At 64.4% G+C, this 15,500-nt stretch carries 10 protein-coding genes; 5 read left to right on the top strand and 5 right to left on the bottom strand.

All coding sequences use genetic code 11. The annotated features are described in order from the left end of the window. Nucleotides 1–194: 194 nt before the first annotated feature. The gene (locus tag LB565_RS11320) at nucleotides 195–1,769 is read left to right on the top strand and encodes an alkaline phosphatase D family protein (protein ID WP_224583870.1); all 1,575 of its coding nucleotides are present in this window, start codon (nucleotides 195–197) and stop codon (nucleotides 1,767–1,769) included. A 227-nt stretch (nucleotides 1,770–1,996) separates the two neighbouring features. On the opposite strand, the gene LB565_RS11315 is transcribed toward LB565_RS11320, so the two are convergent. Further along, the gene (locus LB565_RS11315) at nucleotides 1,997–2,266 is read right to left on the bottom strand and encodes a hypothetical protein (RefSeq protein ID WP_224583869.1); all 270 of its coding nucleotides are present in this window, start codon (nucleotides 2,264–2,266) and stop codon (nucleotides 1,997–1,999) included. 213 nt (nucleotides 2,267–2,479) lie between these two features. On the opposite strand from LB565_RS11315, the gene typA reads away from it, so the two are divergent. After that, nucleotides 2,480–4,309, top strand: a complete 1,830-nt coding sequence (gene typA, locus LB565_RS11310) for a translational GTPase TypA (RefSeq protein WP_224583868.1) — start codon at nucleotides 2,480–2,482, stop codon at nucleotides 4,307–4,309. 51 nt (nucleotides 4,310–4,360) lie between these two features. On the opposite strand, the gene LB565_RS11305 is transcribed toward typA, so the two are convergent. Further along, nucleotides 4,361–4,987 (bottom strand): DUF1062 domain-containing protein, encoded by a 627-nt coding sequence (locus tag LB565_RS11305; RefSeq protein WP_224583867.1) that lies wholly within the window; start codon nucleotides 4,985–4,987, stop codon nucleotides 4,361–4,363. Between the two features lie 637 nt (nucleotides 4,988–5,624). Between LB565_RS11305 and LB565_RS11300 the strand changes: the two genes are divergently transcribed. Then, complete coding sequence (locus tag LB565_RS11300; RefSeq protein ID WP_224583866.1) at nucleotides 5,625–6,236, top strand: LysE family translocator; 612 nt, start codon at nucleotides 5,625–5,627, stop codon at nucleotides 6,234–6,236. A 10-nt stretch (nucleotides 6,237–6,246) separates the two neighbouring features. On the opposite strand, the gene LB565_RS11295 is transcribed toward LB565_RS11300, so the two are convergent. Next, entirely contained in the window at nucleotides 6,247–6,570 is a 324-nt protein-coding gene (locus tag LB565_RS11295) for a hypothetical protein (RefSeq protein WP_224583865.1), read from the bottom strand. 157 nt (nucleotides 6,571–6,727) lie between these two features. Continuing rightward, nucleotides 6,728–7,291 (bottom strand): peroxidase-related enzyme, encoded by a 564-nt coding sequence (locus tag LB565_RS11290; RefSeq protein WP_224583864.1) that lies wholly within the window; start codon nucleotides 7,289–7,291, stop codon nucleotides 6,728–6,730. A 128-nt stretch (nucleotides 7,292–7,419) separates the two neighbouring features. Between LB565_RS11290 and LB565_RS11285 the strand changes: the two genes are divergently transcribed. Both LB565_RS11285 and LB565_RS11280 read left to right on the top strand, forming a co-directional pair. After that, nucleotides 7,420–12,186, top strand: a complete 4,767-nt coding sequence (locus LB565_RS11285) for an NAD-glutamate dehydrogenase (protein WP_224583863.1) — start codon at nucleotides 7,420–7,422, stop codon at nucleotides 12,184–12,186. Between the two features lie 264 nt (nucleotides 12,187–12,450). Beyond that, nucleotides 12,451–13,830, top strand: coding sequence for an MFS transporter (locus LB565_RS11280; RefSeq protein WP_224583862.1), 1,380 nt, complete (start codon nucleotides 12,451–12,453; stop codon nucleotides 13,828–13,830). A gap of 42 nt (nucleotides 13,831–13,872) precedes the next feature. Here LB565_RS11280 and purH read toward each other — a convergent pair whose 3' ends face one another. Next, entirely contained in the window at nucleotides 13,873–15,489 is a 1,617-nt protein-coding gene (gene purH, locus LB565_RS11275; protein WP_224583860.1) for a bifunctional phosphoribosylaminoimidazolecarboxamide formyltransferase/IMP cyclohydrolase, read from the bottom strand. Between the last annotated feature and the right edge of the window lie 11 nt (nucleotides 15,490–15,500).

Here is a 15,500-nt window from a genome sequence, read left to right as displayed (position 1 = left end):
CCCAAAGCCAAAACGGAGCGAGACCTCGCGACCAAATCGCTCCGCGAGCCTGTCCTCGCTAACTGCGCAACAGGCCCCCTGTGGGAGAAGGGAAAGCCTGTTCACTGTTATCAAAACTTCATGGTTTCGATATGCGCCTGAAACATTCAGGCGAGAGCTTGGCGGTCCCGTTCAAAGCCCATCCGGAGACAGCCATGAACAAGATATCATTGACCCGCCGCGCTTTCGTCACCTCGGCCAGCGCCTTTGGCCTTGTCGGCGCCTCCGGACTTGCGCTGCCTTATTATTCCCGCGCCAATCAGCGCCCGGCCTTCACGCATGGCGTCCAGTCCGGCGATGTCGACGCCACGTCGGGCATGGTGTGGACCCGCACCGACCGCCCGGCGCGCGTGATGTATGAAGTGTCGACCACCGAAAGTTTCGCCAACGCGACGCGGCTGGCTGCGCTCGATACCTCGCCGGCCAGCGACTATACGGCGAAGCGGCTGCTCACCGATCTCGCCTCCGACCAGGACATCTTCTACCGCATGACTGCTGTCGATCTTTCCGACATCAATGCCGTCTCCGAGCCGATCGTCGGCCGCTTCCGCACGGCGCCGTCCTCGAAGCGCGATGTGCGCTTCGCCTGGTCGGGCGACACCGCCGGCCAGGGCTGGGGCATCGACGAGACAGGCATGAAGACCTATTCGACCATCGCCAAGCACACGCCGGATTTCTTCCTGCATTCCGGCGACACGATCTATGCCGACGGCGCGATGAAGGATGAGGTCGACCTGCCCGGCGGCGGCAAGTGGAAGAACGTCGTCATGCTCGACGGCAAGCGCAAGGTCGCCGAGACGCTGGACGAGTATCGCGACCAGTGGAAATACAACATGATGGACAAGCACGTGCTCGCGCTTAGCGCCATCTGCCCGACCTTCTACCAGTGGGATGACCACGAGGTGCTGAACAACTGGTCGGATTCGAAGGATCTCAGCAAGGACGATCGCTACAAGGAGAAATCCATCCATGTGCTGGCGGCCAGGGCCGCGCGCGCCTTTCACGAGATGACCACCATCCGTTACGAGCCGTCGGAGCCGGGCCGCGTCTACCGCAAGATCTCGCATGGGCCGCTGCTCGACGTGTTCTTCCTCGACATGCGCTCCTATCGCGGCCCGAACGGCTCCAATCTGCAGGAAACGCTGACGCCGAAATCACGCATGATCGGCGAAGAGCAGTCCAAGTGGCTGAAGCGCGAGCTGGCGAATTCCAAGGCGACGTGGAAGGTCATCGCCGCCGACATGCCGCTCAGCCTCGTCGTCTGGGACGACGCGGCGAAGAAAGTCGGCTTCGAGGCCGTCAGCAACAACAACAATGGCGCGCCGAAGGGCCGCGAGCTCGAATTCGCGGATGTGCTGCGCTTCATCAAGAATGCCGGCATCACCAATACGGTGTGGCTGACCGCCGACGTCCACTACACCGCGGCACACTACTACAATCCCGACAAGGCGCAGTTCCAGGACTTCAATCCGTTCTGGGAATTCGTCTCCGGCCCGATCCATGCCGGCACCTTCGGCCCCAACGACCTCGACATGACCTTCGGGCCGGAGCTGAAGTTCATCAAGGCGCCGACCGCCGAACAGGGCCAGAACCTGCCGCCGTCAGCCGGCCTGCAGTTCTTCGGGCTGGTGGATATTTCAGGCGCGACCGAACAGCTCACGGTGCGCTTGATGGATCGCGACGACAACGAGCTTTACAAGGTGACGCTCGATCCGGTGCGGTCGGCTTAGGCTGCGTTGATATTCAGGTGATGCCGGCCTGCGAACAATGGTTTCTTGCGCTTCCGGTGCTCACGTACTTTAAGTACGCTCCTCTCCGGTTCTCGGAAACCACCGTTCTCGGCTCGGCCTAGCCTGAATCTCAACACACCCTGGGCCCAGCAGCCGCTCGATCTAATGCCGCGACGTTAAAACGCCGTAGCAGTCCAGAACTGAACTCGGAAATGCCGTGAAGAGCGTCAATCCGGATAGCAAGCCCGTGGAACGTTGGGCCAGACTGCGGTGTCGCAGTTGGCATCCTTCTGGCGCTGCTTGAAGGCGGCGCTGACCGGGCCGGTGACGATCGGATCGACGCCGTCGGGAGCGTCGGCGAACATCTGCTGCGCGGTCCTGGCGTCGGGCGGCGTGATCGGGTCGGCTTCCCTGAGCGCTGCCGCCGACTGCGCCGCGCCCGCCGCGACGAGCACGCCAAGCGCTGCCCACGCGAAAACCGGACGCAATCTGGACATCTGATCGGTCATGAACATCGAACTGCCCGGCCCCTCAAAGGTTCCGCCTTGGTTAACGGAATCATTTCACACCAAGACGTTTAAGAATCAGTGACCATGTATTTGGGGTCGGGCCTCCCCTTTCGCAATTGCGAAAAACCTTGTATGAGCCGCGCAACCGAAAAAGGCGGCGCTTTTGGGCCTGCTGCCTGCAACATTCCCGAGACCAGACACATGAACCTCCGCAATATCGCGATCATCGCGCACGTCGACCATGGCAAAACCACGCTCGTCGACCAGCTCCTGAAACAGTCCGGCGCCTTCCGCGACAACCAGCGCGTCGCCGAGCGCGCCATGGATTCCAACGCCCTCGAAAAAGAGCGCGGCATCACCATCCTGGCCAAGGCGACCTCGGTCGACTGGCACGGCACCCGCATCAACATCGTCGACACGCCCGGACACGCCGATTTCGGCGGCGAGGTCGAGCGCATCCTGTCGATGGTGGATTCGGCGATCGTGCTCGTCGACGCCGCCGAAGGCCCGATGCCGCAGACCAAATTCGTCGTGGGCAAGGCGCTCAAGGTCGGGCTGCGCCCCATCGTCGTCATCAACAAGATCGACCGTCCGGACGCCCGCCATATCGAAGTGGTCAACGAGGTGTTCGACCTCTTCGCCGCGCTCGACGCCACCGACGAGCAGCTCGATTTCCCGATCCTCTACGGTTCGGGCCGCGACGGCTGGGTGTCGGAAAATCCGGAAGGCCCGAAAGACCAGGGTCTCGCCCCGCTGTTCGATCTCGTCGTCAAGCATGTGCCGGCGCCGACGGTGCATCCCGGCCCGTTCCGCATGATCGGCACCATCCTCGAGGCTAATCCGTTCCTCGGACGCATCATCACAGGCCGCATCGAGTCCGGCACGCTGAAGGCCAATCAGGCTGTCAAGGTGCTGCACCATGACGGCACGCAGATCGAGACCGGCCGCATCTCGAAGATCCTCGCCTTCCGCGGCCTCGAGCGCCAGCCGATCGAGGAGGCCCAGGCGGGCGATATCGTGGCCATCGCCGGCCTGTCGAAAGGCACCGTCGCCGACACCTTCTGCGATCCGGCGGTGAGCGAGCCGCTGCATGCGCAGCCGATCGACCCGCCGACCGTGACCATGTCCTTCCTCGTCAACGACAGCCCGCTTGCCGGCACCGAGGGCGACAAGGTGACCAGCCGAGTCATCCGCGACCGCCTGCTGCGCGAGGCCGAGGGCAATGTCGCGCTGAAGATCGAGGAATCGGCCGAAAAGGACTCCTTCTTCGTCTCCGGCCGCGGCGAATTGCAGCTCGCGGTGCTGATCGAGACGATGCGCCGCGAGGGTTTCGAGCTCGCCGTGTCGCGTCCGCGCGTCGTCATGCAGAAGGGCGATGACGGCCAGCTGCTCGAGCCCGTCGAGGAAGTCGTCATCGACGTCGACGAGGAGCATGCCGGCGTCGTCGTGCAGAAGATGTCGGAGCGCAAGGCCGAGATGGTCGAGCTGCGCCCGTCCGGCGGCAACCGCCAGCGCCTGGTCTTCCACGCCCCGACGCGCGGCCTGATCGGCTATCAGTCGGAACTGTTGACCGACACGCGCGGCACCGCGGTGATGAACCGCCTGTTCTTCGCCTATGAGCCCTATAAGGGCGAGCTGCCCGGCCGCACCAATGGCGTGCTGATCTCCAACGAGCAGGGCGAGTCGGTCGCCTACGCCATGTGGAACCTCGAAGACCGTGGCCCGATGATCATCGATCCGGGCGTCAAGGTCTATCAGGGCATGATCATCGGCATCCACAGCCGTGACAACGACCTCGAAGTGAACGTGCTCAAGGGCAAGAAGCTCACCAACATCCGCGCCGCCGGCAAGGACGAGGCGGTTAAGCTGACGCCGCCGATCCGCATGACGCTGGAGCGGGCGCTCGCCTGGATCCAGGACGACGAGCTGGTCGAGGTGACGCCGAAGACCATCCGCCTGCGCAAGCTCTATCTCGACCCGAACGAGCGCAAGCGTTTTGAGAAGGCCGCCAAGGTGATGGGCGCGGCGTAAGGTTTTCAGCCAAGGGTTCAAAAGAGGGAGCGGTCGCTCCCTCTTTTCGTTTCAACGGCAGGCAGCCGACAGGGTGGTGCCGCAATCCGCCTCCCCGGCCAGGTCAATGCGCACCGCCAGGCCATCGCGCACGGGCTTGCGCAAGGCCCTTCCGCCATCGGGCTCGACAGTCAATTGCTTCCGGTCGTCCAGGGCCTGAAGCCTTGACCGCGAAAGGCCGAGCTCGCCGGCAAGCAGGCGATCCAGCCGCAAAGGCGTCGTGCCCTCAAGCCGAAGCTCGAGCGCGAGCGCAGTCGCGCGTCCCGGCTCGCCGTCCAGAAGCTCCTTTCGGACCGTGACGCCGGGAGATTCCTCGATCCGGCCAGCCCGGCCGCGCAGCATCGCACCATCGAAGGCGTGGCGCCGGACAAGGTCCGGATCGTTGCTTTGAAGCGCGGCGAGCAGCGCCGGCTCGATGTCGCGGCGGTTTCGCCGTTCCAGGATGGCGAAATTCCAGGAATTGTCGCAGTCGACGCAGCGATAGATCAGCCAGACGTCGAGGCGCTTGCCATTGGCATTGACGCGGAATTTTCCACCGCATCGATAAGGCTTGAGGCCGCCGCAGCGATTGCAATTGATGAGAGGTCGAGGCGCGATTGCGGGCGCGATCGTCCAGCGGACACACAAAGTTCGAGACATGCCGGTAGGCCCTTCCCGTCGGGAAGTCCGTCAGGCCGGCACTTTTCGAGATGCCCAAGGGGCACGGCGTGGCGAAGACTGCGTGTTTGAAAATCAGGCGTCGGCGCGGATTGCACGCGACGGCGGCTCAGCAATGCCAAACCGGTCTCGAACCGCCGCCTGAAGAACACGTGAAATGGAGCAGGCGCGCCAATGACTGGGCCTGCGATGTATTCAGAGGAGTTGGCGAGACCGGCGGTTACTGAGGCAAAGCGATGCTCGAAAATGGGTGTCGGGATGGGTCTTCTAGCGGGAGGTTGACGAAGGGACAAGGTTTGGGGGCCGAGGTTGGCGCTGCCCCTCATTGCCCTGCCGGGCATTTCTGATAACCGGCATGCCTTGACGACGTCATCCTCGGGCTTGTCCCGAGGATCTACCGGCCTCCCTGAACTGGTTGCCCTATATCCGCGTGCGACAACAGATCCTCGGGACAAGCCCGAGGATGACGGCATTGTGTCGGCGTTCGCCGATAAACCCACATGCGATTGTCCGGCGCTGGCAGTTGTTGTCGCCTTGATGAACGGTCGCGCCTTGCCGGGGCGTGCCAAATCTACTCTGATCGGCTATCATTCTTTTCTATCTTATAGGAATCGACCCCATGCATCTCGCCTCGCTGCTGATCTTCGCCGCCGCCTTGTTCGTCGCCGCCGGCTCGCCCGGCCCATCGATCGCAGCCTTGGTGGCGCGGGTGATCTCGAAAGGGTTCCGCGACGTCTTCCCCTTCCTGCTGGCGATGTGGATCGGCGAGGGCGTCTGGCTTTCGCTGGCGGTGTTCGGGCTCGCCGTCGTGGCGCAGACCTTCCACTACGCCTTCCTCGTCGTGAAATGGGTGGGTGTCGCCTACCTTGCTTATCTCGCGTTCAAGATGTGGACGGCGCCGGTCGAGGCCAAGGAAGGCGAGATGCCGCGCGAGGACTCGCCCGTGAAACTGTTCCTTGCCGGCATGGCGGTGACGCTCGGCAACCCCAAGATCATGATGTTCTATCTGGCGCTGCTGCCGACCATCATCGATCTTGCCTCGGTCAACGTTGTCGGCTGGGTCGAGCTGACGCTGACCATGGCTACCGTGCTGGTGGTCATCGACCTTGCCTGGGTGCTGGCCGCTTCGCAGGCGCGCCGGCTCTTGAAGAGCAAGCGCGCCATGAAGATCGCCAACCGCATCAGCGCCACGACGATGGCGGGCGCGGCCGCGGCAATCGCCGCGCGATAAAGCGCCGGCTTCACATCATCTCAATGATCGGCGCGACCTCGACGCTGAAGCCAGGGTCCGTCAGGATCGGGCAGTCCTTGGCTTTGGCGACGGCATCGTCGATGTTCTTGGCTTCAACGACTGTGTAGCCGGCAGTCGGATTGCTGCCGCCATTGTTCTCGATCTTGCCGCTCGGCAGCACCGTCTTCGACATGCCGACCGGATTGCCGCCGTCGACCACGGCCGAGCCGAGCTTGTCGTACCAGCCAGTCCAGGCATCCATAGCCGCTTTCCGTTCTGCTTCGTCGGTCGGCATCTTGCCGGAGCCGTGATAGACATAGAGAAATTTCGCCATGTTCTCCTCCCTCGGCGGCGTCGAACCGGCATGCGGCCACGCCGCTTGCGATATGCAGCGATGCTGCAATCCGATATGCGGCCTTGCCGCAATCCTGATCATCGGACCAAAACGAAAAACAGGCAATCGATGTTAAGTTGAGTCTAATGTAACGAGCTCACCTTGCCATGGCGTGATATTCGGAGTTCGGCCGCATATCGACCGCGGCGGCCACCCGGTTCGACATGTTGAAGAAGGCGGCAGTCGACGCGATATCCCAGATGTCGCGGTCGGAGAAGCCGGCCTGGCGCAAGGCGGCACGGTCGGCTTCGACGATCCTGGCCGGCTCTTCGGTCAGCTTCACGGCGAATTCGAGCATGGCGCGCTGGCGGTCTGAAAGATCGGCGGCGCGGAAATTCATCACCATCATCTCGCCAAGCGCCGGCTCACCCGACAGCTGACGCACCGCCGCGCCATGCGCGGTCAAGCAGTAGAAGCAGTGATTGATCGAGGAGACGACCACGGCGATCATCTCGCGCTCCAGCTTCGACAAGCCGGACTCGCCCAGCATCAAGTCGTTATACATGTCGGTGAAGGCGCGCAGCTTCTTCTCGTCGAAGGCGTAGGCGAGAAGCACGTTGGGCACGAGGCCGAGCTTCTCCCGACATTTGTCGAAATAGGCTTTCGTCGCCTCGCTGAGTTCCGCCTGGATAAGATCAAGCGCGGTGATTTTGCCGGTCATCTGATTTCTCCTCGCGAGCCGATGGCGTCGGTTCGATTTTTTTAAAGCGCCGTCAAACCTTTGTCGCCAAACAGCGCTCATCTGGCTACCATAGTCGCAAAAGCATATAACGGGAGGGACTAAGCGTCATGGCCAGCGTGAAATCCAAGCCGAGGAAGAAAGCCGCCGCGAAAGCGGAGGAGAAACCCGCAAGGCTTGCCGACTATCTGCTGGCGCGGGCGCCCGCCGAGGACATCGCGGCCTATGACGCGGCCGACCTCGAGCGCGCCGGCGAGCTCGCCGCCCAAGCGGTCTCCAGCCACAGGAAAGGCGAAAGCGTCGTCGCCGTCGAAGCCGATTCAGGCGTGGCCTGCGACGGCCGGCCGGTCACGGTCATCACCGTCGTCAACGACAACATGCCGTTCCTGTTCGATTCCATTCTCGGCGAAATCACCGAGACAAGCGGCGAGCCGACCCTGGTCGCCCATCCGATCGTCACCGTCCGCCACGGCAAGACCGGTGTGGTCGAGGTGCTTGGCGACGGCGGCAAGGAGGATGACGACCGGCTGAGCGTCGTCCATGTGCATATCCCGCGGCTGACCGCCGAGCAGGCGAAAAACCTCACCGAGCGGCTGCGCAAGGTGCTTTCCCAGGTCCGCGCCGCGGTCGTCGACTGGAAGCGCATGCTCGCCCGCCTCGACCAGGCGATTTCCGAATTCCGCTATTCGGCCGTGCCGCTGGACAAGAAGAGCGTTGCCGAGGCGATCGCCTTTCTCGAATGGCTGCGCGACGACAATTTCACCTTCCTCGGCATGCGCGAATTCAAATATGTCGGCGGCGAGGAGAGCGGCAATCTCGAGCGCGCCGAGAAGCCCGGGCTCGGCATCCTGTCCGATCCCGACGTGCTGGTGCTGAGGCGCGGCACCGAGGCGGTGACGACGACGCCCGAAATCCGCGCCTTCCTGCACGGGCCGGAGCCGCTGATCGTCACTAAGGCAAATGCCAAGTCGTCGGTGCATCGGCGCATCTATCTCGACTACATCGGCATCAAGACCTACACGGCAAAAGGCGTGCTGGCTGGCGAATTGCGCATCGTCGGCCTGTTCACCTCGACCGCCTACACGCGCTCGGTGATGAAGATCCCCTATCTGCGCTCGAAGGCCGAGGCCGTCATCTCGAAATCCGGATTCGATCCGCACGATCATTCCGGCAAGGCGCTGATCAACATCCTGGAAAGCTATCCGCGCGACGAGCTGTTCCAGGTTCCCGTTCCCATCCTGCGCAAGCATGCCAGCGCCATCCTTGGGCTGATCGAGCGGCCACGGGTGCGGGCGCTGGTGCGCGCCGACCAGTTCGACCGTTTCGTGTCGATCATCGTCTTCGTGCCGCGCGACCGCTATGACAGCGTCGTGCGCGAGAAGGTCGGCACCTATCTGAAAACCGTGTTCGAGGGCCGGCTGTCGGCCTATTACCCGGCCTTCCCGGAAGGCGGGCTGGCGCGCGTGCATTTCATCATCGGCCGTTCCGGCGGCAAGACGCCAAAGGTCGAGCAGTCGACCATCGAAGCGGCGATCCGCGACATCGTGCGGACCTGGGAGGACGCGCTGTCCGAAGCCGCGGAGGCGGCCGGCAGCGATCCGGGCTTAAAGGCGATCGCGGCGCGTTTCCCCGAAAGCTATCGCGATAGCTTCTCGGCCGCCGTGGCGCTTGCCGATGCCGGACGCATCGCGAAGATCGGCGCCGACAATCCGATCGCCATCGACTACTACCGCCATGCCGACCAGAAGCCGCATCAGGCGGCTTTGAAGATCCACCATTTCGGCAGCCCGGTGGCGCTGTCGCGGCGCGTACCGGTGCTGGAAAATATCGGCTTCCGCGTCATCAGCGAGCGCACCTTCGAGGTCGCCGACACCGGCTCCGGCAAGGTCTTCATCCACGACATGGAACTGGAGAACAGCTACGGTAAGCCGATCGATCTTACGGATGGCGGCGCGCTGTTCGAGGACGCCTTCCTGTCGGTCTGGCGCGGCGATGTCGACAATGACGGCTATAACGGCCTGGCGCAGACGGCCGGCCTATGGTCCGGCGAGATCACCATCCTGCGCGCCTATGGCCGCTATCTGCAGCAGGCCGGCATTCCGCAGAGCCAGGACTTCATCGCCGCCGCGCTCAACCGCTACCCGGAGATCGCGCGCGGCCTACACGCGCTGTTCGTGGCCCGGCTCGGGCCGACGGCGGAGGGCGACGGCGTGGTCGCGGCCAAGCACCTCAAGGCCAAGATCAAGGATGCGCTGGAGGAGGTGCCCAATATCGATGACGATACCATCATCCGCCGCTATCTCAATCTCATCGAAGCCTCGCTGCGCACCAATCATTTCGTAGCCGATACGAAATCGAAAGGGCAGTCGCTGGCGATCAAGCTCGACTCGCAGGCAGTCGAAGGCCTGCCGGCGCCGCGGCCATGGCGCGAGATCTTCGTCTACGGCTCCGAGGTCGAAGGCGTGCATCTGCGCTTCGGCCCGGTGGCGCGCGGCGGCCTGCGCTGGTCGGACCGCGCACAGGACTATCGCACCGAGGTGCTGGGGTTGGTCAAGGCGCAGCAGGTCAAGAACGCGGTCATCGTGCCGGTCGGCGCCAAGGGCGGCTTCTATCCGAAGAAGCTGCCAATGAGCGCTGGGCGCGACGCCATTTTCGAAGCCGGCACATCTGCCTACAAGAACTTCGTCTCCAGCCTGCTTTCGATCACCGACAATATCGGCGTCGATGGCGTCATTCCGCCGGCGGGCGTGATGCGGCGCGACAAGGACGATCCCTATTTCGTCGTCGCCGCCGACAAGGGCACGGCGACCTTCTCCGATACAGCCAACGCGATTTCCGAGAAGCATCACTTCTGGCTGGACGACGCCTTCGCCAGCGGCGGCTCGGCCGGCTACGACCATAAGAAGATGGGCATAACCGCCAAGGGCGCCTGGGAGGCGGTGAAGCGGCATTTCCGCGAGATGAACCGCGACATCCAGACCTCGCCCTTCACCGTCGTCGGCGTCGGCGACATGTCGGGCGACGTGTTCGGCAACGGCATGCTGTTGTCGCCGGCCACCAGGCTCATCGCCGCGTTCGATCATCGCGACATCCTCATCGATCCCGATCCGGACATGACGGCGTCGATGGCCGAGCGGCAGCGCATGTTCGCGCTGCCGCGCTCGTCCTGGCAGGACTATGACAAGTCGAAGCTGTCGGAAGGCGGCGTCATCGTCTCGCGCAACCAGAAATCGATCACGCTGCCGCCGGCGGCGGCCGCTGCAATTGGCTTGTCCAAGACCACGGCGACGCCGGTCGAGATCATGAACGCCATCCTCAAGGCGCCTGTCGACCTTTTATGGTTTGGCGGCATCGGTACCTATGTGCGGGCCTCCGGCGAAAGCAATCAGGATGTCGGCGACCGTGCCAATGACGCCATCCGCGTCACCGCGCTCGATGTCCGGGCGAAAGTCATCGGCGAGGGCGCCAATCTCGGCGTCACGCAGCGAGCGCGCATCGAGTTCGGCATGAATGGCGGCCGCTGCAACTCCGACGCTATCGACAATTCGGGCGGCGTCAACTGTTCCGACGTCGAGGTCAACATCAAGATCGCGCTGGCGTCGGCCATGCGCAAAGGCTCGCTGACCAGGCCGGCGCGCAACAAGCTGCTCGCCGAAATGACCGACGAAGTGAGCGCGCTGGTGCTCGCCAACAACTACCAGCAGACGCTGGCGCTGTCGCTCGCGCGCAAGCGCGGGCTCGCCGACATCGCGCACCAGGCGCGCTTCATGACGGCGCTGGAAGCGCGCGGCCTGCTCGACCGCGCGGTCGAGACGCTGCCTTCGCCGGCGGCGCTCGCCGAACGCGAGGCGCGCGGCGAGCCGCTGACCAGGGCCGAGCTCGGCGTGCTGCTGGCCTATGCCAAGATCGTGCTGTTTTCCGACATCGTCGCCAGCGACGTGCCGGACGATCAGCATTTCGACCGCGACCTGATGGGCTATTTCCCGGAGCGCATGGCCAAGAAATTCGCCGGCGAGATCCGCGACCACAGGCTGCGGCGCGAGATCATCGCGCGCGTCGTCACCAACGACCTGGTCAATCGCGGCGGTCCGTCCTTCGTCAACCGGCTGCAGGAATCGACCGGCCGCACGGCGGCCGATGTCGTGCGCACCTTCGCCGTCGTCCGCGACGGCTTCGCGTTGCCCGCGCTCTATAAGGAGATCGACGCGCTCGACAACCAGATCGACGGCCAGATCCAGCTCGACCTCTATCAGACAGTTAGCCGGCTCATCTTCATTACCAGCGGCTGGTCCCTGAAGAACGAAGCGGGCTCCGCGCCGCTCGGGCAGCGCATCGCCGAATTGCAGGAGGCCCGCAAGGCGCTTGAACCGAAGCTTCTCTCGCTGCTGCCGGCCTTCTCGCGCGAGCGCATCGAGGAGCGGCGGCATGGCCTGTTCAAGGGCGGCGCGCCGGAAAAGCTCGCCGGGCAGCTCGCTCTGACCGAAGTGGCCGAACTGATCCCGGATGTCGCGCTCACCGCGCGCACCGCCAATGCCGACATCGTCAGCGCGGCCAAGGCGTTCTTCGCCGTCAGCGACGCCTTCCGCATTCCGCGCGTCGAGGAAGCGGCGCGTTCGATCATGCCGCCGGACTATTACGACCAGCTGGCGCTGTCGCGCGCGACCGATACGATCGGCGTGGCGCGTCGCGGCATCGCGGTGGCGGCGCTCACCGGTCAGGGCACGGCGGCGGATCCGGTCGCGGCGTGGCTGGAGGCCGGCGGCGAACGCGTGGCGTGCATCCGCGAACGGCTGCAGGCGCTGACCGAAGGCGGCGAAATCACCGTGTCGCGGCTGTCGGTGGCGTCTGGCCTGATGAGCGACCTGACGGGGATGTGAGCAAGGCTGGTTCCTCGCCCCCGCCAAAGGCGGGGGAGAGGTGGCCGCGAAGCGGCCGGAGAGGGGGCTTCGTAGGGCGGAGACTTTTGTCCAACGATCACCCTAAACCCGGCCGCCGCATTCCCCTCTCCGTCTCGGCTTCGCCGAGCCACCTCTCCCCACTTCGTGGGGCGAGGAATCCGAACGGCGCGGCTTGTTCATTTGCATCGCTGCTTGAAAACATGCAGACATGCGCCCGACGCGAGCGATGCCAGGGGAATCAGCATGGCGGCAGTAGAGACAGTGCAGCGGGCATCGGGGCGCGGCATCTGGGGCTGGATGTTCTTCGATTGGGCGGCGCAGCCTTTTTTCACCGTCGTCACCACCTTCATCTTCGGGCCCTATTTCGTCTCGCGCATGGCGAGCGATCCGACCGCCGGGCAGGCCGCCTGGGGCTACGGCATTGCCGCCGCCGGACTGGTCATCGCGGTGCTGTCGCCGGTGCTCGGCTCGATCGCCGACCAGACCGGGCCGCGCAAGCCGTGGATCGCCTTTTTCGCGACGATCAAGATCGCCAGCCTCAGCCTGTTGTGGTTCGCGGCACCGGGCTCGAACCTGTTCCTGGTCGTGCTGTTGTTCTCGCTGGCCTCGGTGGCGGCCGAATTCTCGACCGTGTTCAACGATTCCATGATGCCGCGGCTGGTGCCGAAGGAAGAGATCGGCCGGATCTCCAACGTCGCCTGGGGGCTCGGCTATCTCGGCGGCATGGTGGCGCTGATCTTCGTGGTGCTGTTCCTGGCCGGCAATCTCGAAACGGGCAAGACGATCATCGGCCTCGACCCGCTGTTCGGGCTCGATCCGAAACTCGGCGAAGACGCGCGCTTCACCGGGCCGATGTCGGCCGGCTGGTATTTCCTGTTCATCCTGCCGATGTTCTTCTTCACGCCCGACGCAATCAAGGGAATCCCGATCGGGCCGGCGGTGCGCGAGGGCCTGTCCGAGTTGAAGTCGACGCTTGCCGAAGTGCGCCAACGCAGCGGCATCCTGCGCTTCCTCCTGGCTCGCATGGTCTATCAGGATGGCGTCAACGCGCTGCTCGCGCTCGGCGGCACGTTCGCCGCCGGCATGTTCCATTGGTCGATCACCGAGATCGGCATGTTCGGCATCATCCTCAACGTCGTCGCCATCTTCGGCTGCTGGATCGCGGCGCGGCTGGATACGGCGCTCGGCTCCAAGGCCGTGGTGATGATCGCGCTGGTGATGCTGTCGGTCGCCACGATCGGCGTCATCTCCACCGGGCCGGGCTTCACGCTGCTCGGCCTGATCCCGCTCTCCACCGTCGATTCCGGTGGCCTGTTCGGTACCGCGGCCGAGAAAGCCTACATCCTCTACGGCCTGCTGATCGGGCTTGCCTTCGGTCCCGTGCAGGCGTCATCGCGATCCTACATGGCGCGCAGCGTGACCGCCGCGGAGTCCGGCCGCTATTTCGGCATCTATGCGCTGGCCGGCCGGGCAACCAGCTTCCTGGCGCCATTCATGGTGGCGACCATCACCACCATGAGCGATTCACCACGGCTCGGCATGGCGGCGATCATTCTGTTCCTGGGCATCGGCATGGCGATCCTGGCGGGGACGCCCTATCCGGCGGACAAGCCGAAGGGGTAGCGCGGCCTTTCCCTTCTCCCACAAGGGAGAAGGAAGAAGCGCTCAATGCCTGAAGTGCCTCACCCCGGTGAACACCATGGCGATGCCGTGCGCGTCGGCGGCGGCGATGACGTCCTCGTCGCGCATCGAGCCGCCGGGCTGAATCACCGCGGTGGCGCCGGCCTCGATCGCCGACAACAGCCCGTCGGCGAAGGGGAAGAAGGCGTCCGAGGCGACGACCGAACCTTTGGTCAGCGGCTCGGCGAGGCCCGCAGCCTCCGCTGCGTCCAGCGCCTTGCGGGCGGCGATGCGCGAGGAATCGACGCGGCTCATCTGGCCGGCGCCGATGCCGACGGTGGCGCCGTCCCTGGCATAGACGATGGCGTTGGACTTGACGTGCTTGGCGACGCGGAAGGCGAATTTGAGGTCGGCCATCTCGGCCGGTGTCGGCGCGCGCTTCGTCACCACTTTCAGCTCGAGGTCGTCGACCACGGCATTGTCGCGGCTTTGCACAAGCAGCCCGCCGGCGACGGATTTCATCGTGGTGCCGGCGGCGCGCGGGTCGGGCAGGCCGCCGGTGACCAGCAGGCGCAAATTCTTCTTCGCAGCGACAATGGCGGCGGCCTCGTCAGTGGCGTCGGGCGCGATGATGACCTCGGTGAAGGTTTTGACGATCTCTTCCGCCGCCTCGGCATCGAGTATGCGGTTCATGGCGACGATGCCGCCGAAGGCCGAGACCGGATCGCAGGCCAGCGCCTTGGCGTAGGCCGCCTTCAGCGATGAGCCTTCGGCAACGCCGCAGGGGTTGGCGTGCTTGATGATGGCGATCGCCGCCGAGCGGGCGGGATCGAACTCGCCAACCAGCTCGAAGGCGGCGTCGGTGTCGTTGATGTTGTTGTAGGAGAGCTGCTTGCCCTGCAGCTGTCTGGCGGTCGCGACCCCCGGCCGCTTGTCGCCCGACAGGTAGAAGCCTGCGTCCTGATGCGGGTTCTCGCCATAGCGCATCACCTGGTCGAGCCGGCCGCCGAATGCGCGCCATGTCGGGTGCTCGATCTCCAGCGCCTCGGCAAACCAGCCGGAAATTGCCGCATCATAGGTGGCGGTGCGGGCGAAGGCCTTGGCCGCCAGCATCCTGCGGAAGTCGAGCGAGAGCGAGCCGAGATTCATCTCCAGCGCGTTGACGACGGAAGCATAGTCGACCGGGTCGGTGACGATGGCGACATAAGCATGATTCTTGGCCGAGGCGCGGATCATCGCCGGCCCGCCGATGTCGATGTTCTCGACGATCGAGGCATAGCCTGCGCCGGAGCGGCGGACCTCCTCAAACGGATAGAGATTGCAGACGACGAGGTCGATCGGCTCGATGTTGTGGTCGTGCATGGCCTTGGCATGGTCGGGATCGTCTCGGATGCCGAGCAGCGCGCCATGCACCGACGGATGCAAGGTCTTCACCCGCCCGTCCATGATCTCGGGAAAGCCGGTGAGGTCGGAAACGTCGCGCACCGCCAAGCCGGCCTCGGCGATGGCCTTTGCCGTGCCGCCGGTCGAGATCAGCTCGATGCCGGAAGCGGCGAGTACCCGGGCGAAGTCGATCAGGCCGGTCTTGTCGAAGACGGAAAGCAGCGCGCGGCGCACCGGAACGAGGTCCGGCGCCGGAATGTTTTTTGTGGGCACGGCCATGGCGGGCGGCC

It is taken from the genome of Mesorhizobium sp. CA14, assembly GCF_020165195.1.
Lineage (GTDB): Bacteria > Pseudomonadota > Alphaproteobacteria > Rhizobiales > Rhizobiaceae > Mesorhizobium.
This window is presented reverse-complemented; position numbering and strand designations above follow the sequence as displayed.